This is a genomic window from Rhodococcus sp. P4_C10 (assembly GCF_056402135.1).
Genome location: NZ_JBFUHZ010000018.1, coordinates 100,365 through 118,857, shown reverse-complemented (window position 1 = coordinate 118,857; position 18,493 = coordinate 100,365). Strand labels below are relative to the sequence as shown.

The 18,493-nt window shown below is 69.0% G+C and carries 17 protein-coding genes; 8 read left to right on the top strand and 9 right to left on the bottom strand.

Annotation, left to right across the window (positions count from 1 at the left end; translation table 11 throughout):
- Positions 1-38: 38 nt before the first annotated feature.
- The 3 genes from AC1DWC_RS14970 to AC1DWC_RS14960 form a co-directional block, all read right to left on the bottom strand.
- Positions 39-419: an NADH-quinone oxidoreductase subunit A gene (locus tag AC1DWC_RS14970; protein WP_072845389.1), complete on the bottom strand. Its 381-nt coding sequence runs from the start codon at positions 417-419 to the stop codon at positions 39-41.
- A 175-nt stretch (positions 420-594) separates the two neighbouring features.
- Complete coding sequence (locus tag AC1DWC_RS14965) at positions 595-1,008, bottom strand: Rv3143 family two-component system response regulator (RefSeq protein WP_477909203.1); 414 nt, start codon at positions 1,006-1,008, stop codon at positions 595-597.
- Between the two features lie 24 nt (positions 1,009-1,032).
- Positions 1,033-2,724, bottom strand: coding sequence for a peptide chain release factor 3 (locus tag AC1DWC_RS14960; RefSeq protein ID WP_072845387.1), 1,692 nt, complete (start codon positions 2,722-2,724; stop codon positions 1,033-1,035).
- Between the two features lie 220 nt (positions 2,725-2,944).
- Between AC1DWC_RS14960 and AC1DWC_RS14955 the strand changes: the two genes are divergently transcribed.
- A complete protein-coding gene (locus tag AC1DWC_RS14955; protein ID WP_477909201.1) occupies positions 2,945-4,579 on the top strand; it encodes a fatty acyl-AMP ligase in 1,635 nt (544 codons plus the stop codon).
- Positions 4,580-4,617: 38 nt separating this feature from the next.
- Here the strand turns inward: AC1DWC_RS14955 and pth are convergent, their stop codons facing one another.
- The 3 genes from pth to AC1DWC_RS14940 form a co-directional block, all read right to left on the bottom strand.
- On the bottom strand, positions 4,618-5,208 hold the full coding sequence (pth, locus tag AC1DWC_RS14950; protein WP_072845385.1) for an aminoacyl-tRNA hydrolase: 591 nt from the start codon (positions 5,206-5,208) through the stop codon (positions 4,618-4,620).
- Between the two features lie 121 nt (positions 5,209-5,329).
- Positions 5,330-5,920: a 50S ribosomal protein L25/general stress protein Ctc gene (locus AC1DWC_RS14945; RefSeq protein WP_477838164.1), complete on the bottom strand. Its 591-nt coding sequence runs from the start codon at positions 5,918-5,920 to the stop codon at positions 5,330-5,332.
- A gap of 226 nt (positions 5,921-6,146) precedes the next feature.
- Positions 6,147-7,316 (bottom strand): aminotransferase class V-fold PLP-dependent enzyme, encoded by a 1,170-nt coding sequence (locus tag AC1DWC_RS14940; protein WP_477909199.1) that lies wholly within the window; start codon positions 7,314-7,316, stop codon positions 6,147-6,149.
- Between the two features lie 150 nt (positions 7,317-7,466).
- Here AC1DWC_RS14940 and egtA point away from each other — a divergent pair, with 150 nt between their 5' ends.
- The 4 genes from egtA to egtD are packed head-to-tail and all read left to right on the top strand — an operon-like array spanning position 7,467 to position 11,764.
- Positions 7,467-8,729: an ergothioneine biosynthesis glutamate--cysteine ligase EgtA gene (egtA, locus tag AC1DWC_RS14935; protein ID WP_477909197.1), complete on the top strand. Its 1,263-nt coding sequence runs from the start codon at positions 7,467-7,469 to the stop codon at positions 8,727-8,729.
- Positions 8,726-10,033, top strand: coding sequence for an ergothioneine biosynthesis protein EgtB (egtB, locus tag AC1DWC_RS14930; protein WP_477909195.1), 1,308 nt, complete (start codon positions 8,726-8,728; stop codon positions 10,031-10,033). Before egtA ends, egtB begins: the two co-directional genes overlap by 4 nt.
- Before the next feature lie 4 nt (positions 10,034-10,037).
- Complete coding sequence (egtC, locus tag AC1DWC_RS14925) at positions 10,038-10,793, top strand: ergothioneine biosynthesis protein EgtC (protein ID WP_477909193.1); 756 nt, start codon at positions 10,038-10,040, stop codon at positions 10,791-10,793.
- A complete protein-coding gene (gene egtD / locus AC1DWC_RS14920) occupies positions 10,790-11,764 on the top strand; it encodes an L-histidine N(alpha)-methyltransferase (RefSeq protein ID WP_477909191.1) in 975 nt (324 codons plus the stop codon). The genes egtC and egtD overlap by 4 nt, the downstream gene beginning before the upstream one ends.
- A 69-nt stretch (positions 11,765-11,833) precedes the next feature.
- On the opposite strand, the gene AC1DWC_RS14915 is transcribed toward egtD, so the two are convergent.
- The 3 genes from AC1DWC_RS14915 to AC1DWC_RS14905 form a co-directional block, all read right to left on the bottom strand.
- Complete coding sequence (locus AC1DWC_RS14915) at positions 11,834-11,968, bottom strand: hypothetical protein (protein ID WP_255312537.1); 135 nt, start codon at positions 11,966-11,968, stop codon at positions 11,834-11,836.
- Between the two features lie 238 nt (positions 11,969-12,206).
- Positions 12,207-12,827 carry a DUF2510 domain-containing protein gene (locus tag AC1DWC_RS14910; protein WP_477909189.1) on the bottom strand — a complete coding sequence of 207 codons (621 nt, stop codon included), beginning with the start codon at positions 12,825-12,827 and terminating at the stop codon, positions 12,207-12,209.
- A 53-nt stretch (positions 12,828-12,880) separates the two neighbouring features.
- Positions 12,881-13,330: a hypothetical protein gene (locus tag AC1DWC_RS14905; protein WP_477909187.1), complete on the bottom strand. Its 450-nt coding sequence runs from the start codon at positions 13,328-13,330 to the stop codon at positions 12,881-12,883.
- Between the two features lie 239 nt (positions 13,331-13,569).
- Here AC1DWC_RS14905 and AC1DWC_RS14900 point away from each other — a divergent pair, with 239 nt between their 5' ends.
- The 3 genes from AC1DWC_RS14900 to AC1DWC_RS14890 are packed head-to-tail and all read left to right on the top strand — an operon-like array spanning position 13,570 to position 18,478.
- Entirely contained in the window at positions 13,570-15,654 is a 2,085-nt protein-coding gene (locus tag AC1DWC_RS14900) for a helix-turn-helix transcriptional regulator (RefSeq protein WP_477909185.1), read from the top strand.
- A 2-nt stretch (positions 15,655-15,656) separates the two neighbouring features.
- Positions 15,657-17,270, top strand: coding sequence for a class I SAM-dependent DNA methyltransferase (locus tag AC1DWC_RS14895; protein ID WP_477909183.1), 1,614 nt, complete (start codon positions 15,657-15,659; stop codon positions 17,268-17,270).
- Entirely contained in the window at positions 17,270-18,478 is a 1,209-nt protein-coding gene (locus tag AC1DWC_RS14890) for a restriction endonuclease subunit S (protein ID WP_477909242.1), read from the top strand. The genes AC1DWC_RS14895 and AC1DWC_RS14890 overlap by 1 nt, the downstream gene beginning before the upstream one ends.
- Positions 18,479-18,493: the final 15 nt, after the last annotated feature.

Below are 18,493 nucleotides of genomic sequence, written 5' to 3'. Positions count from 1 at the left end.
TCGACCTCACTTTCTTCAAATCCCTTGTCAGAGAAGACCTAATCCCAGCTGAGCCCGCCCCGCTTCCACTCGTAGGCGTAGGCAACCGAGACGTTGAAGATGAACAGCGCCATGGCGGCGAATCCGAAGACCCCGAGCGCGTCGAAGTGGACGGCCCACGGGTAGAGGAAGACGATCTCGATGTCGAAGATGATGAACAGCATGGCCGTCAGGTAGAACTTCACCGGGATGCGCTGGCCGCCGGCCCCGCGGCCGCCGCCGTCCGGCTGCTCCGGCGTCGGGTCGATGCCGCACTCGTACGCGTCGAGCTTGGCGCGGTTGTCGCGGCGCGGGCCGACGACGGACGCGAGGACCACCGAGACGAGCGCGAAGGCGGCGGCGATCGTGCCCAGGACGAGGATCGGCAGGTAGACGTTCATGTCCGTCGAACTCCTCTCCGCGAGAGCCTGACCACCCGATTTGCGTGCGATCGTGAGCCGTGACACATACGCTACCGCCGTCGCCGCGGGCGGGTCGGCTTCGGCCGCCGACGGCGCGTCGACGCCCAGGCTGTGGGGCGTTACGCGGGGGGCGTTATGCGGGGGGGGGGGGGCGTTATGCGGGCAGGKGGGTGCGCAGCAGCGCGACCGCGGTCTCGGCCAGTCGCAGCGGGTCGATCGGGTGGGTGGCCGTCGCCTCGGCCCGCGACCAGTTGGCCAGCCACGCGTCGTCGGCCCGGCCGATCAGCACCAGGATCGGCGGGCACGGGTCGATCTCGTCCTTGAGCTGCTTGGCGATCCCCATGCCGCCGGCGGGCGTCGCCTCGCCGTCCAGGATCACCAGGTCGACGCCGCCCGCGTCGAGCCGCTCGATCACCACCGGCGCGGTCGCCACCTCGACGAACTCCAGCTCCGGCAGGCCGGGGTCCGGTCGGGTGCCCAGGGCCTGGAGCACCGCCGCACGGACGGTCTTGTTGTCGCTGTAGACGAGTACATGTAGCGAGCCGGGACTACTCACGGAGTCGGTCACGGCCCGATGCTACGACGCGAAGTGTCAGTCGGCGGTCGCGACAAGCGGTTCCAGCGTGAGCTCGGGGTGCTCCTTCTGGATGTACTGCAGCCGCCACTTGTCGCTGACCAGCGCGAGCAGCGCCCCGTCGGAGCGGGTGAACACCTCGACACCGCGCTGACGGTTGAGCTCGACCTCGGACGCGGCGTCGGTGCGCCGGGCCAGCTGGTACGGCAGGCCCTCCATCCGGGCCTCCACCGAGAACTCGGCCTTCATCCGCGCCGCGACCACCTCGAACTGCATCGGGCCGACGGCCGCCATGACGGGCGACGCGTCGCCGCGCAGGTCGTTGCGCAGGATCTGCACGACGCCCTCGGAGTCGAGCTGTTCGACGGCGCGGCGGAACTGCTTGTACTTGCTGGCGCTCTCCGCGCGCAGCACCGAGAAGTGCTCCGGGGCGAACGAGGGGATCGGCGGGAACTCCACCTTCTTGTCCGTGTACAGCGTGTGGCCGGGCGCCAGCGCGGTCGCGTTGACCAGGCCGACGACGTCGCCGGGGAAGGCGGACTCGACGGTGGAGCGTTCGCGGCCGAACACGGTCTGCGCGTACTTGGTGGTGAACGGCTTGCCGGTCTGCGCGTGGGTGACGACCATGCCGCGCTCGAAGACACCGGAGACGATCCGCATGAACGCGAGGCGGTCGCGGTGGGCGGTGTCCATGCCGGCCTGCACCTTGAACACGACGGCGCTGAAGGGGTCGGTGACCACGCGGTCCTGGCCCTTGAGATCGGTGCGCGGTCCCGGCGCCGGGGCGAGGGTGACCAGGGTGTCGAGGATCTGCCGGACCCCGAAGTTCAGCATCGCGGACGCGAAGATCACCGGGGAGGTCTGCCCGGCCAGGAACATCTCCTGGTCGTGGTCCTGCCCGCTGGCGGAGAGCAGTTCGCTCTCCTCGACGGCGGTCTCCCACTCGTCGCCGTCGCGCGCGGCCGCCGCGTCGGCGTCGAGGATCTCCTCGGGGGCGATCTTGGCGCCGCCCGCGGTGCGGGTGAAGCGGATGTACTCCTGCGCGGCGCCGTCCTCGCCGCGCCGCAGCAGTCCGCGGAAGTCCCCGGCGATGCCGACCGGCCAGTACAGCGGCGTCGGGGTGAGCCCGATCCGGTTGCTGATCTCGTCGAGCAGTTCGAGCGGCGACTGGCCCGGCCGGTCCCACTTGTTGATGACGGTGACCACCGGGATGCCGCGGTGGCGGCACACCTGGAACAGCTTGAGGGTCTGCGGCTCGAGGCCCTTCGCGGCGTCGATCAGCATCACGGCCGCGTCGACCGCGGTGAGCACGCGGTAGGTGTCCTCGGAGAAGTCGGAGTGGCCCGGGGTGTCGACCAGGTTGATGACGTTCGGTTCGTCGGCCGGGTCGGTCTCGGGGGACTTGTAGTTGAACTGCAGCGCGGTGGAGCTGACGGAGATGCCGCGGGCCTTCTCCATCTCCATCCAGTCGGAGACCGTGGACTTGCGCCCGGCCTTCCCGTGCACCGCGCCGGCCTCGGAGATCATCTTCGCGTGCAGCGCGAGTGCCTCGGTGAGCGTCGACTTGCCGGCGTCAGGATGCGAGATGACCGCGAAGGTACGTCGCCGGGTGGCCTCCCCGGCCAGGGCCTTCGCCGACTTGGCGGTCGGCGCGGCCTCCGTGGTGCCGGGGGACGAGGTGGCGGGCTCCGACACGGGCTCGGTGGTCACCGGGGGTTCCTAACTGGAGACGGTTACAGACAAGAGACGTTTGCAGACAACAGACGGTCACGGCCCGAGCGACGGGCAGCTCGATACCTGGTGAAACGCCAGTACTCCAGCGTACCTGTGCCGCCGAGGAGGACGATCGGGAGATCCAGCGAACCAGCGGAGGCCGCGTTACGTGTAACACCACGAGCCGGATTCCGCTTATACATCTGGAGGGATTGCCATGAGCAAGTTCACCGAAGTGATGTATGCGACCGCGAAGACCAGTACACGCGGACTGGTCACGGGCGAGCCCGACGTTCCGCTACGGCAGACCTGGGGCGAGATCCACCGGCAGGCCCGCCGGATGGCGGGCGGGCTGGCCGCGGCGGGGATCGGGCACGGCGACGCCATCGGAGTCCTGGCGGGGATGCCGGTGGACATCGCGCCGGTCTGTCAGGCCACCTGGATGCGGGGCGCGTCCCTGACGATGCTGCACCAGCCGACGCCCCGCACCGACCTGTCCGTCTGGACCCGCGACACCGAGACGGTGATCGGGATGATCACGGCGTCGGCGGTGATCGTGGGCGCGCCGTTCGAGGCGGCGGTGCCGCTGCTGGCGGAGCGCGGCGTCCGGGTGGTCACGATCGACCACCTGCGCGCGGGACCCGACACCGACCCGGTCGAGACCGCGGAGTCCGACGTCGTGGTCCAGCAGCTGACCTCCGGATCCACCGGCTCGCCCAAGGCGGTGCGACTCACCCACGCCAACCTGAACGCGAACGCCTGCGCCATGCTCGACCGGCTCAAGATCAGTCCCGAGCAGGACGTGATGATCAGCTGGCTGCCGCTCTTCCACGACATGGGCATGATCGGGTTTCTCACCGTCCCCATGTTGTTCGGGGCGGAGGTCGTGTCCATCACCCCGCTCGACTTCCTGCACGCCCCGATCCTGTGGGCCGAGCTGATGGGGAAATACCACGGCGCCGTCACCGCCGCACCGAACTTCGCCTACTCCGTGCTCGCGCACCGGCTCGCGCTGGCCGAGGACGGTGCCGTCGACCTGTCGACGATGCGCTGCCTGCTCAACGGCGCCGAGCCCGTCGACCCCGACACGCTGATCGCGTTCGCGGAGGCGGGCGCCCGCTTCGGGCTGGACCCGATGGCGCTCGCGCCGACGTACGGGATGGCGGAGGTCACCCTCGCGGTCTCGCTGGCCGAGCCCGGACTGGGGATGGTGCTGGACCTGGTGGACCCGGACCTGCTCGAGGCGGGCGGCATGGCGGTGCCCTCGCGGCGCAGCAACGCCCGCCGCCTCCCGACGCTGGGGACGTTGGTGTCCGGGCTCGAGGGGCGTGTGGTGGGGGAGGACGGGCAGGAACTGCCGCCGCGCGGCGTCGGGATCATCGAACTGCGCGGTGCGTCCGTGACGTCGGGATACCTGACGGTGGACGGTCCGCAGCCCACCCAGGACGCCGACGGCTGGATCAGCACCGGCGACGTCGGCTACTTCACCGAGGACGGCCTGGTGGTGGTGTGCGGCCGCGTCAAGGACGTGATCATCATGGGTGGGCGGAACATCTACCCCACCGACATCGAGCGGGCCGCCGGCTCGGTGCGGGGGGTGCGGCCCGGCAACGCCGTCGCGATCAGGCTCGACGCCGGGCAGAAGCGGGAGGGCTTCGCGGTCGCGGTCGAGACCAACGACATCGACCAGCCGGACGAGGTCCGGCGCATCGAGCACGAGGTCACGCACGCCGTCGTCGCCGAGGTGGGGGCGCGGCCGCGGACGGTCGCGGTGCTGGGGCCGGGGTCGATCCCGAAGACGTCGTCGGGGAAGCTGCGCCGGGGCAACTCGATCGCGCTGATCGGCGGCTGACTCCCGCCCTCCGGGGTTTGTCCTCTCCGGGGTTTGTCTCAGTGCAACCGGTTCTGCGCGGCCTCGAGCCCGACGCGCAGCAGCAGTTCGACGGCGTCCGCCGCCTCCTCGCAGTTCAGGTCCAGCTCCTTGCGCTCGACCGAGGAGAACGGCTTGAGCACGTAGTCGGCCGGGTCCATCCGGCCCGGGGGGCGGCCGATCCCGACGCGCACCCGCAGGTAGTCCTTGGTGCCGATCGCCTGCGAGATCGAGCGCAGGCCGTTGTGCCCGCCCTCGCCGCCGCCGAGTTTGAGCCGCAGCGTCCCGAAGTCCAGGTCCAGTTCGTCGTGGACCACCACGATGTCCGCGGGGTCGACGGAGAAGAACCGGGCCAGCGCCGCGACGGGTTTGCCGGAGAGGTTCATGTAGGAGCGGGGCTTGGCGAGGATGACCTGACGGCCGGCGACCCGCACGGTGACGGCGTCGGCGCCGCTCTTCTTGTGCAGGCTGAAGTTGGCGCGCTCGCGGGCGGCGAGGGCCTCGACGACCAGGAAGCCGATGTTGTGCCGGGTGCGTTCGTACTGGGGTCCGGGGTTGCCCAGCCCGACGACCAGGGCGGGGCCCTGGGGCTCGCTCGACGCGGTGTTCACGCTCAACGCTTCGGTTCTCTCGGTGGTAGGGGCAGGCCGCACACGGAAAGCGGCGCGCCATCCCTGTCGGGACGGCGCGCCGCTCACGTTAGCGCTGCACTGATGGGTGCGGGCGGAGGACTCAGGCCTCGGTGGCCTCGGCCTCTTCCGCGGGCTCCTCGGCCGCCTGGGCGGTGACGACGTTGACGATCAGCAGGTCGGCGTCGTCGGCGAGGGTGGAGCCGGCGGGCAGCTCGATGCTGCCGGCCAGGATCTGGGTGCCGGCCTCGGCGCCCTCGATCGAGACCTCGATCTGGTCCGGGATGTTGAGGGCGTCGGCCTCGAGCTTGATGGTGTCGACGTCGGTGACGACCAGGGCGTCGGACTTCGCGGTGCCGACCAGGACGATCGAGACCTCGACGGAGACCTTCTCGCCCTTCTGCACGATGAGCAGGTCGGTGTGCTCGATGTAGCGACGGATCGGGTGCACGACGACCGACTTGGTCAGCGCGAGCTGCTCGGTGCCGTCGATGTCCAGGGTGAGGATCGAGTTGGTGCCGTGGGCGCGCAGGACGCGGGCGAAGTCACGGGCGTTCAGCGAGAGGTGCTGCGGCTCGGTCTGGTGGCCGTACAGGACGGCGGGGACCAGGCCGTCACGACGGGCGCGGCGGGCGGCACCCTTGCCGAACTCGGTACGGACAGCGGCTTCGAGACGGTTGACTTCGTTCGACATGGAAATACAGCTCCTACGGCTCACATCAGATTTGCATCGCTTGGATGTTGGGCTCGACGGGGGCGGACAACGCGCACGGCCCGGAGCGGTCCTGCTCGATTGGTAGCCGTAGCCGCGTCGATCACGGTAAGCCAACAATGTTGGTTCACCCTCGCCGAGACAACTTGGACAGAGTACCGGACGGCCCCCGGCCGGCGCCACCCGGCGCCGATCCGGTTCGGTTCGACTACCGCCCGTCGACCGCCTCGACGAGCCGGTCGACGTCGTCGAAGGAGTTGAAGTAGTGCGGGGACGCGCGCACCACGGCGTCCAGGCCGCGCCGGCTCATGTCCAGGTATGTGGACCCGCGTCCGCTGACGGTCACGGTGATGTCCTTGGCCGCCAACGACTCCCGGACCCGGGTGGGGTCGACGCCGGCCACGGTGAACGAGACGATGCCGGTGCGGTCGACACCGAGATCGCGGACGGTGACGCCGGGGACGGCGGCGAGTTCGGTGCGCGCGTACTCGGCCCGAGCCGAGACCGACTGCTCGATCTCGTCGATGCCGAGGTCGAGCAGGTACCGGACCGCGGCGCCGAGCCCGAGCCTGCCCGCCACCGAGCACTCCCAGAACTCGAACCGCGACGCGTCGGGCGCGAGGCGGTAGCCGGACTCCTCCGTCCACTGCGCGCCGTGCAGGTCCAGGGCGGCAGGTTCCATGGTCGCGGCCAGTTCGGGGCGCACGTAGAGGAACCCGGTGCCGCGCGGCCCGCGCAGCCACTTGCGGCCCGTCCCGGACAGCGCGTCGACGCCGAGTGCGGCCACGTCGACGGGGACCTGGCCGACGGACTGGCAGGCGTCGAGCAGCACCAGCGCGCCGACGGCGTGGGCCAGGTCCACCACCTCGCGGACCGGGTTGAGCAGGCCGCCGTTCGTCGGCGCGTGCACCAGCGACACCAGTCGCACCCGCTCGTCGAGCATCCGGGCCAGGGCGTCGAGGTCGACCTCCCCGGTCGGGGTGGACGGCACCACCTCGACGACGGCCCCGGTGCTGCGGGCCCGCTGCAGCGCGGCGATCGCATTGCTCGCGTACTCCACCTCGGAGACCAGGATCTTCTGGCCCGCGGCCAAGGGCACCGAGTAGAAGAAGTCGGCCCAGCCGCGCGTGGCACTCTCCGTCAGGGCGAGGTCGCCGGGCTGCGCGCCGAGCAGGGCGGCGAGTGCGGTCTTGACGTCGGCGAGGTCCTCGGCGCGCTCGGCGGCGGCGCGGTAGCCGCCCACCTCCGCCTCGCGTCTCAGGTGCGCGATCACGGTCTCGGTGACCACCCGGGGTGGCAGCGAGGACCCGGCGCTGTCGAGAAACGCCTGGCCGAGGCAGCCGGGGGTGTCGGCGCGGACGCGGTGCAGATCGAGCATGTGCCCTCCCGCCGATTCGGTGCGTGCTCCCCGGACGGTACCGCGCGCGGGTGCGGCGTCATCGATCTCGGTTTAGTGTCGGAGGGGTTCTCCAGTCTCGTGAAGCGAAGTTCCTGCCGTAGAAGTGCCGCCCGACGATCGGAGCGCATCATGGCAATGGCAGTCGACACCCGCCGGTTCACCACCCGGGCCGCGGCGGAGGCGTACGTCGGTGGTGTCTGCTTCAAACTGGGGCCGCCGCGGCTGGTCGGGGCGGAACTGGAGTGGCTGACCTCCCGCAGTCGGCCGTCCAACGGCCGACCGGACCCGGGCGMCGTCGCCCGCGCGCTGGGGCCGCACGCTCCCACCTCGTTGGCCGCCGACTCGCCCGCCAGGCGGCTCTCCCGGGGCAGTGCGGTGACGATGGAGCCGGGCGGTCAGATCGAACTCTCCAGCGCGCCCTTTCCCTCGGCGGCCGAACTGTGCGCCGCGCTCGCCCGAGACGCCCGGTCGCTGCAGGACCTGCTCGAGGACGAGGGCATCGCCATGTACGACGGCGCCGCGGACGTCTGGCGGGACGCGGAGCGGGTGCTCGCGATGCCGCGCTATCGCGCGATGCAGGAACGATTCGACACCGTCGGGCCCTTCGGACGGCTGATGATGTGCAACACCGCGGCCACCCAGGTGAGCGTGGATGCGGGCGCCGACGCCGCCGAGGTCGAGGACCGCTGGACGGCGCTGTACGCGATCGGTCCGGCGCTGGTCGCCGCATTTGCCTGTTCGCCGCGGCTGCGGGGCGTGCCGGCGGGCACCTGGGCCTCGCAGCGGATGCGGGCGTGGCTCGAACTGGACCCGACGCGGACGGCACCGCCGCCGCTGGCCGACCCGATCACCGGCTACGCGCGCTGGGCGCTGGACGCGCCGCTGTTGTGTGTCGTCGGTGGGCGCCCCGGCTGCGGGAACGACTGGTCCGTGCCGCTCGGGGCGAGTTTCGCGGACTGGATGGCCGGCGCACTGGACGAGGAGGTCGGCAGACGGCCCGGACCTGCGGACCTCGACTACCACCTGACGACGCTCTTCCCGCCGGTGCGGGCGGCCGGTCACCTCGAGGTGCGGTATCTCGACGCCCAGCCCGGTGAGCTGTGGCGGGTGCCGATCGCCGCGGTGGCGGCCCTGCTCGGCGACCGGGAGACGGTCGCGGCGGCGTCGGCGCTGGCGTCGTCCACCGCGGGCCGCTGGCGGGACGCCGCCGAGTTCGGGTTGCGTGACGGTGAACTACGCAGTGTCGCAGCCGAACTGCTGTTCCTTGCGGCGTCCCGGTCGACGGCGTTCGAGGCCGACCTGGCCGCCGCGGCGCGTCGATGTTGCCACGGCCGGACGCCGACCCAGGATCCCGTCCATGCGGGGTTCGGCGCCGGGGGTCTCGGGCGATGAGCGAGACGGAGGCGTTGCGCGCCCGGCTGGCGGCGGTACTGACCCGGGCTCGTGACCGCAGCGTCGTGCTCACCGAGTGTGTCGACGAGCCGGACCTGACGGCGCAGCACTCCCCGCTGATGAGTCCGCTGGTGTGGGATCTCGCGCACATCGGCAATCAGGAGGAGTTGTGGCTGGTCCGGGATGTCGGCGGCCGTGAACCGGTCCGCCGGGACATCGACGAGTTGTACGACGCGTTCCGCCATCCGCGCTCGACCCGACCCGCCCTGCCGCTGCTGGATCCGGCGCAGGCGCGCGGGTACGTGGCGCAGGTGCGAGAGAAGGTGTGGGACATCCTGGACGGGGCGTCCCTACAGGGCCGGCCGCTCGAGCGGGACGGCTTCGCCTTCGCGATGATCGCCCAGCACGAGCAACAGCACGACGAGACCATGCTCGCGACCCATCAACTGCGCAGCGGTCCGGCGGTGCTGACGGCGCCGCCGCCGCTGCGCCCGGTCGCCGAGGTACCGACGGAGGTACTGGTGCCGGCCGGCGGGTTCACCATGGGTACGTCCACCGACCCGTGGGCCCTCGACAACGAGCGGCCCGCGCACCGGGTTGTGTTGCCCGCGTTCGCGATCGACACGGCGCCGGTGACCAACGGCCGCTACCTCGAGTTCCTCGCCGACGGCGGCTACCGGCGGCGGGAGTTGTGGAGCGAGCGGGGTTGGGAGCATCGGCAGTCCGCGTCGCTCGAGGCGCCGCAGTTCTGGGAGTGCGACGGCGCCGGCAACTGGTGGCGGCGCGCGTTCGGCACGTTGGCGCCGCTCCCGGCGGACAGCCCGGTGGTGCACGTGAGCTACTTCGAGGCGCAGGCCTACGCCCGCTGGGCCGGCCGGCGGCTGCCCACCGAGGCGGAATGGGAGAAGGCCGCGCGCTGGGACCCCCGGACCGGTCGGTCGCGCCGATTCCCCTGGGGCGAAGGCGAACCCGACGAGACTCACGCCAACCTGGGCCAGCGTCACCTCGAACCCGCCGGGGTGGGGGCGTACCCGGCGGGGCGGTCGGCACTCGGAGTGGAGCAGTTGATCGGTGACGTGTGGGAGTGGACGTCGTCGGACTTCCTGCCGTACCCGGGGTTCACGGCGTTTCCGTACCGGGAGTACTCGGAGGTGTTCTTCGGCGGTGACTACAAGGTGCTGCGCGGAGGTTCGTTCGGTACCGACCCGGTGGCCTGTCGCGGCACCTTCCGCAACTGGGACCTTCCCGTCCGGCGGCAGATATTCGCCGGGTTCCGTTGTGCCCGAGACGTTCCGGGAGAGTAGATCCGTGTGTAGACACCTCGGTTACCTCGGCCCGCCGCGCGCTGTGGGTGGTCTGCTCACCGCGGGACCGCACAGTCTGGCCACGCAGTCCTGGGCGCCGAGGGACATGCGGGGCGGCGGCACCATCAATGCGGACGGGTTCGGCGCGGCCTGGTGGGACGGGGCGGGCGCCGTGTGCGCCTACCGGAACGCGGAACCTGTCTGGTCCGATCCGGCGGTCGAGGGGGTGCTGGCGCAGGTGCGTTCGAGTGGGGTGCTGGCGGCGGTGCGTTCGGCCACGGTCGGCATGCCGCTCGAGCGGGCGGCCTGCGCTCCGTTCACCGACGGCACGTGGGCATTCAGTCTCAACGGGTGCATCGACGGCTGGCCGGACTCGATGGCGGCGCTGGCGGAATGGCTGCCCGCAGTGGAGTTGCTGCGGATGCCGGCGCTGACCGATTCGGCGCTGGTGTGGACGCTGGTGCGCCGGCGCCTCGCGGCCGACGGGCCGGAGGGCGCGTTGCGGTCGGTGGTCGCGGACGTGTTGGCGGCGGCGCCGGCGTCGCGACTGAACCTGCTGCTCGGCGACGGGACGACGCTGTGGGCGACGACGGTGTACCACTCACTGTCGGTGCGGGTGGACGAGACGACGGCGCTGCTGGCGTCGGAACCGATCGACGACGAGCCGGGCTGGCGGGTGGTGCCGGACCGGCACCTGGTGCAGGCCAGACCCGGACAGCTGAGCATCACCGCAGTACCCGACTGGGAGGAACAGCCATGAGCGAACCGACGGTGGAGGTTCACCTGTCACCGGAGCAGCTGCACCTGAGCCTGCGTGAGGACGCCCGCATCGGGCTGGCCGCCACGCCGAAGTGGTTGCCGCCCAAATGGTTCTACGATGCCCGCGGCAGCGAACTGTTCGAGGAGATCACTCGTCTGCCGGAGTACTTCCCCACCCGCACCGAGCGAGAACTGTTGCGGGCCAGTGCCACCCATGTCGCGGAGGCCACGTCCGCGCAGATCCTCGTCGAGCTGGGTTCCGGTTCGTCGGACAAGACGAGGTTGCTGCTCGCTGCGCTCACCGCGCACGGCACGCTGGAGCGATACGTGCCGCAGGACGTCTCCGAGGCGGCCCTGGTGTCGGCGACCCGGCAGCTGGCCGACGAGTTCCCCGAGTTGACGGTGCACGGGATCGTCAGCGACTTCACCGACACGCTGCACAACCTGCCTCGCGGGGGTCGGCGGATGATCGCGTTCCTGGGCGGCACCCTCGGGAACCTGGTTCCGGAGGAGCGGGAGGAGTTCCTCGCCTCGATCGCCGAGGTCCTCGACGAGGGGGAGCAACTGCTGCTGGGGGTGGGGTTGGTGACCGATCCGGCGGTACTGGTGCCGGCCTACGACGACGCGGCGGGTGTCACCGCCCGGTTCAACCTCAACCTGCTGTCGGTGCTCAACGAGCAGTTGGGCGCGGACTTCGACGTGTCGAAGTTCCGGCACGTGGCGTTGTGGGACGCGGCGCGCGAGTGGATCGAGATGCGTCTGGAGGCGACGACGGCGATGACGGTGCAGTTGCCGGTCCTCGGCACGAAGGTGAGCTTCGCCGAGGGGGAGCAGATGCGGACGGAGATCTCGGCGAAGTTCCGGCCCGAGGGCATCTGCAAGGAGCTGGAGCGGGCGGGGTTCGGCAGCGACCGAATGTGGACCGATCCGCAGGAGCGTTTCGCGCTGGTGCTCGCGGACCGGGTGGGCTGAGCAGGCTGAAACGCCGAAAACCGGATCCGTCAGCCGAGGCCGCGGGATCCGGTTTTCGGAAAGGCTGAATTACGCGGCGCTGAACGAGGTCAGTGCCAGACCCAGGCCGACCACGGCGCCAACACCGACGAGGGTGCCACCGAGTGCGGCGATGACCTTCTGGACGTCGCCGGCGGTCTTCAGGTCTTCGGCAGTTGAACCCATGATGGTGCTCCTAAGTGGTGAGGGGTAGGGGTGATGCGCATCTCAGCGCGTGACTATTTGTAGCGAAGGTCACGGTTTGATGCCAGGCCAGTCTCACTCAGTGGGAAATGAATATAAGGAATAGCCTCAATTCCGTCCGTAATTCGGCGTTTGTCCGGTTTCTTGTCCGGTTTGTCCGCCGTAGGGCACGAGCCGCCGTGTCCTGCCCGTTATACGGCGCCGCACTCGAGTGCTGCAGCTACGCCTGTCCGGTGACGTCGATGATGTTCACCTGCAGCTTGGGGACCGTCGTGCTTCCACCTGCTTGGGTGTCGTAGGTGTAGGAGCCGAGCACCTCGGCGTGCATGGTCACCAGGTCGTCCTCGACCACGTTGGCGATCAGGGCTGCGGTGTCCCCGACGACCATGGTGTTCTGGTCGTAGTCGTACTTGCTCGACGGTTGATTCGCCGCTGTGCGCGCCAGGAACTGAGTGGTTCCAGTGGCGGAGTCGAACTGAGTGATCCTGCCGTAGACCACGACCTTGCGGCCCGTCGCCGCGTCGGGGTTCTTCGCGATGAGCGCGAAGTCGCGATCCGTCAACTGCTCGTACGACGCGGGGTCCTTCTTGGCGGCCTCGATGGCCTGCAGTCGGGTCGCTTCCGCGGCGGCGGCCTCCTGTCGGGCCTTTGCTGCCGTCGCTTCGGCCTGCTTTCTGGCTTCGGCCTGCTGCGGCGTCTCGGTCGGCTGCGCCGAGGTGGTGGTGGACGGGGTGGCCTTCGCCTCGGTGTCTGAGGTGGCGCAACCGGTCAGGCTGACGGCCACGGCTACAGCGGCGGCCACGGCAGCCCAGGTCGACTTCGGAGTGTTCTTCGGGTTCATCGGATGCCTTTCGGGAAGTGCTGGGTGTGCCGTGGCCGCTGCCTGACGGCGAGCTACAGGGCGGAGGAGCCGGCCATCAGGAGCGGGAGGGCCAGCGGGAGCACCGCGCTGCCGACGACCGCGCTCCCGATCGCAGCGGAGCCGATGGCGGCTCCGGTCAGGTCGGGTGCCGGCGGTGCGGGGGCGTCGGCGACGCGCCGCCAGATGCCGCACCCGTAGGAAGTGCTGACCGCGTGGGTGGCGTAGTCGACGGTCATCTTCACGCCGCGACCCGTCGAGGCGTGACGGCCCGTCTCGCCCCAGTTCTCGTTGTAGAACGACACGCGGCATTCCATGTCGGGGCTGACGGACTCCGTCTCGTAGACGCCGGACGCGATGTCTTCGCCGACAATCCAGATGCCCGAGCCGAAGCTGGTGGCTGCAGCGTTCGCGATGCCCGACGCCCCGAGGGCGAGCCCCGCCGCCGCGAGCGAAACCCCGACCATGCTGGTGATCTTGCGCATTTCCTGTCCTCCTGATGGATGCCGTCTGTCTTGGTTGGCGCCACATCGACCCCTCGTCGACGCGGTGCCTCAACAGACTCGGCCCCCGGTCGGACATTGATGCAATGGTGGCTTGATAACGGGGGATATCGAGATTGGCGCAAGTCGCGTCGGACCCCTGCGATAGGTTCTCTGGGCAGCCAATGCGCGGCACTGGAACCAGCCGATTGCACAGACGATAGGGGAGGGGTGTGACACGAGTGACCGAACTCGAGGTGGCCTCGACCCTGCTGTTGACCAAGCCCGAGATTGCGGCGCTGGCGAAGGTGCAGCGCCCGGTCGTGACGATGTGGGCCAAGCGGTACCGCGGCGATGACCGGCCCTTCCCAGCCCCGGTCCAGGCCGACGGTCGCGGCGACCGGTTCGATGCCGGCGAGGTGGTGGATTGGATTCGGTCACGTGGCCTCGGCAACAGCGAGTCGTTGGCCGAAGACCTGGCCCTGCATGCCGCACTGGATCACCGGTCGCCGCTGGACGCGGACGTGGTCTTCGCCGGCATCACGGCCCTGCTCTGCGCGAAGTCTCTGCTCGGCGTACAGCTTTCGGAGCTCGACGCCGACAACCTGCTGGACGAGGTCGACGAGTTGGACCCGGACGACGAGTTCCTCTATTCGGAGGTGGCGTCGCTGGCCGGCGAAACCGAGGTGTTCGCGTCGTACGTGGACCGGATGGCCGACGCCGCGTACACGCCGGCGCAGGCCTTCGAGTCGATGATGGCGAACCGGTTCCGGCGCGGCCACCGGGACCTCTCGGACAGCGCGCTAACGGCGCGGGCGCTGGAACTCGGTGCGCGCGTGTGCGCGGCGTTGACAACAGACGAGCGGGCCGTCTACGTGGATCCGTCGGCGGACGGCAGCGACCTGCTGGTGGCACTGCGGGCAGCCCTGCCCGAGTACACGGAGCCGGTCGCAATGACGGGTGCCGACGGCACGGCGACGTCCCGGCTGGCCCGCCGGCGGTTGGCGGTGCACCAGTGGAGCCTCCGCGCGGCGCCGGAAGGTGGCTTCGCCGAGGGCTTCTCGATCGACGGGCCCGCTATGTTTCTCACCCAGTACCCGTCGCCGTGCTCGGTGGGGTTCTCGGATGCACAGATCCTCGCGGGAATCGACGACATCGCGCTGCAGATGGGTCCGGGCCACCACGCGGTGGTCCTCGGCCCGGCCAGTGCTCTGGTCGACGAGCTGGCCGACCGCGACGCGGAGTCGATCCGTTCGGCGTTGCTCCGCAGCGACCGCGTCCGCGCGGTGGTCCGGCTGCCCGAGGGCTTGGTCGTCACCCGTCCGGGCCTGTCGATGGCGATGTGGGTGCTCGGCAGCGCGGACCCCGCAATCAAGCCCGCGGACCGGTGGACGGTTCTTGCGGACCTCGGTGCGGTGGAGTTGGACGACGCCGCGATAGAAGGGGTCATATCGGACGTGTGCGCGGCGATGGGTTCGTGGGAGTCGCTGAGGGCGCACGCATTCCATTTCGGCGCGGTGATCAAGACCGCGGTCCTGCTCGCCGTCGGCGGCGGCCTCACCCCGCCGCGCCGGCACCCGGTCCGTCGACGGCTGGTGTCCGGCGGAGAGGCCGCGGGCCGGGTGATCGAACTGATCGACTCGGTCAACCACGCGGCGGCGGCAGTGGACCCAGGCCTGCGGCTGCCCGTGGAGTACCGCGAGTCCGGCGGCCGGATGCTGCCGACCGCGGGCGAACTGGCGCAGGCGCGCGAGCTGAAGGTGTTGCCCGGCAACCGGATCGACGATACGGATATCGCGGTCGACGGCGGCATCCGGGTCATCGGCTGCGACGAGGTGCTCGGCGGCCGGGCGCTGGGTGAGCGCGGCATCGACCGGTTGGACTTCGTCGCGAAGTACCCGAGCGGCCGGTACACCGAGCCCGGTGACATCGTCTTCTGCACCAGCCCCGCGTTCGGCGTCACGGTCGACGTCGAGGGGTCGTCCGTGGTGCTCGCGCCCGCCCGTGTCATGCGGATCGCCGATCCCGTTACGTCGGGTCTGATACCGGACCTGATCGCCCGGCACCTGTCGGCCCGCGGACTGGGGAAGCGGACCGCCGGCGCGATCAGGTCGGGCGACGGCTGGCGGACGTGGGAGATCCCACGGGTGCCACCGGACCTGGCCGCGGGCGTCGCGGCCGCGCTGGCCGAGCTGAGGCAAAGGCGCAGCGCCGCAGCACGGCTGCTGACCGACATCGATCGACTGACAGATGCCCTGGTGGACGGGGTCGCGCACGGAGCGCTGACCGTCGCCGAGGGAACCGAGACTGACAAAGGGAAGGGCTGACCATGCCACCGAAGAAGAAGGTCGCGGTGACCGCGCCGACGACGATGAAGGAACTCAAGGACACGCTGTGGAAGGCCGCGGACAAGCTGCGCGGGTCCATGGACGCCTCGCAGTACAAGGACGTGATCCTCGGCCTGGTGTTCCTCAAGTACGTCTCGGACGCGTTCGACGAGCGGCGTGAGCAGATCCGGGCGGAGCTGCTGGCCGAGGACATGAACGAGGAACAGATCGCGAACCTGATCGACGACGAGGACGAGTATCGCGGAGGCGGTGTGTTCTGGGTGCCGGCTGCCGCGCGGTGGCAGTTTCTGTCTACACACGCAATGGGGATTCAGGAGCAGGACGGTATTGAGGCTCAGAATGCCGGTGAACTGATCAATTCCGCCATGTCGACACTCATGGGGGCGAATGAGAGCCTGCGTGGCGTCCTCCTTGCGAATTTCAACGATGACAGTCTCGATCAGCGCAGGCTGGCCGAGCTGATCAACATGTTCAGCGACACCCGCTTCACCGGTCACGGTTCGACCCGTGCGCGGGACCTGCTCGGCGAGGTGTACGAGTACTTCCTGGAGAAGTTCGCCCGCGCCGAGGGCAAGCGGGGCGGCGAGTTCTACACGCCCGCAGGCGTGGTGCGGGTGCTGGTGGAGGTGCTCGAGCCGTACAGCGGCCGGGTGTACGACCCGTGCTGCGGCTCGGGCGGCATGTTCGTGCAGACCGAGAAGTTCATCGAGCAGCACGGCGGCAACCCGACCGACGCGTCGGTGTACGGCCAGGAGCAGAACCAGCGCACCTGGCAGATGGCGAAGATGAACCTCGCAATCCATGGCGTCACCGGACAGCTCGGTGACCGCTGGGAGGACACGTTCACCCAGGACAAGCACCCGGACCTGTTGGCGGACTATGTCCTTGCCAACCCGCCGTTCAACATCAAGGACTGGACGCGCAAGGAAGACGACAAGCGCTGGAAGTACGGCGTGCCACCGGTCGGCAATGCGAACTACGCCTGGATCCAGCACATCATCTCCAAGCTCGCCGAGCGCGGCAGCGCCGGCGTGGTGATGGCCAACGGCTCGATGTCGTCGAATTCCGGTGGCGAGGGCGATATTCGGGCGCAGCTGGTGGAGGCTGATCTTGTTTCGTGCATGGTCGCGCTGCCGACCCAGCTGTTCCGGTCGACCGGTATCCCGGTGTGCGTGTGGTTCTTCGCGAAGGACAAGTCGGTGGGCCCGAAGGGTTCGACCGATCGGCAGGGGCAGGTGCTGTTCATCGACGCCCGCAACCTCGGGTACATGGTCGATCGCGCCGAGCGGGCGCTGAGCGACGAGGACATCGCCAAGATTGCCGGCACGTTCCACGCGTGGAGGGGCATGGAAAGCGCTGCGGGCGTTGAGTATGTCGACGAGCCAGGCTTCTGCTACTCGGCGACGCTGGCGGAGATCAAGGAGGCCGACTACGCACTGACGCCGGGTCGGTACGTGGGTGCGGCGCCGATCGAGGACGACGGGGAACCGATCGAGGAGAAGATCGCGCGGCTGACGGGGGAGTTGTACCGGCAGTTTGACGAGTCGGCGCGGTTGCAGGGTGTGGTTCGGGAGCAGTTGGGGAGGGTGCTGTGATGGTGTGGGCAACACAGAGATTTGAAGAGCTCTTTACGTCGCCGTTGCGGAATGGTGTCAGTTATCCGTCACGGATGCGTGGGACCGGTGTGCCGATGGTGAATATGAAGGAGATCTTCGCCTTTGATGAGATTCGGGACCAGGATTGTGAACTTGCGCCGCTAAGCGACAGCGAAAGAGACGGATATCTTCTTGAGGTTGGAGACCTCCTGTTTGCCCGACAGTCGCTCACGTATGAGGGTGCAGGAAGGTGTGTGATCGTGGGCCCAGGTGCTTCAGAGCGGACCTGGGAGAGTCACATTATTCGTGTGAGGCTTGATTCACGCAATTCTTGCCCCGGATTCTATTTCAACTACTTTCGATCGTCGATTGGTAGGCGATCAATCGAAGCTATCATTCAGCAGGTGGCGGCCGCAGGCATCCGTGGGTCAGACCTTCGAAGGTTGGCAGTGCCAGTACCTCCAATCGCTGAGCAGCGAGCCATAGCGGAGGTCCTTGGCGCACTTGACGAAAAGATCACCGCGAACCGGAAGTTGGAAGAGGTCGCGGAGGAATATTTGGCAACGCAGTTCGCCGCACTAGGAATGGACTCGGACGCCGACGATCGGGATGCCCGAACACTGGATCTTTACTTCGATTTGAACCCCTCGTATCGGGTGACCGAGTTGGAACCGATCTACGTCGACATGCAGAAGTTGCCGACATCGGGAATGACCATTGCGGAGTGGGACCGCCGCCCGGCGAAGGGAGGGGTTCGCTTCGCGAATGGCGACACACTTATGGCGAGGATCACGCCGTGCCTGGAGAACAGGAAGACCGGGTATGTCGACTTCCTGGACAGTGGGCAGGTGGCGATCGGTTCGACCGAGTACATCGTGCTGCGATCGAAGGACGGTGTGCCTAAGGAGCTTTCCTATTTCCTCGCGGTCAGTCCGCGCTTTCGGACCTTCGCGATTCGGCACATGGTGGGGACCTCTGGTCGTCAGCGACTGTCGGCCAACGACCTTGCCGGGTACGAGGTCAGGGCGGTCGATCCGGTTGCGCTCGACAAGTGGGGCGCAGCTGCGGGTCCGCTTGTAGCGAGTCTTGGTTGCGCGCGCGATGAAACCCGGTCGCTCGCAAACATCCGCGACACTCTCCTCCCACAGCTTATGTCCGGCAAGCTTCGCGTCCGCGACGCGGAGAAGCAGGTCGAGCAGGTCCTGTAGGTAATCGACTCAAGG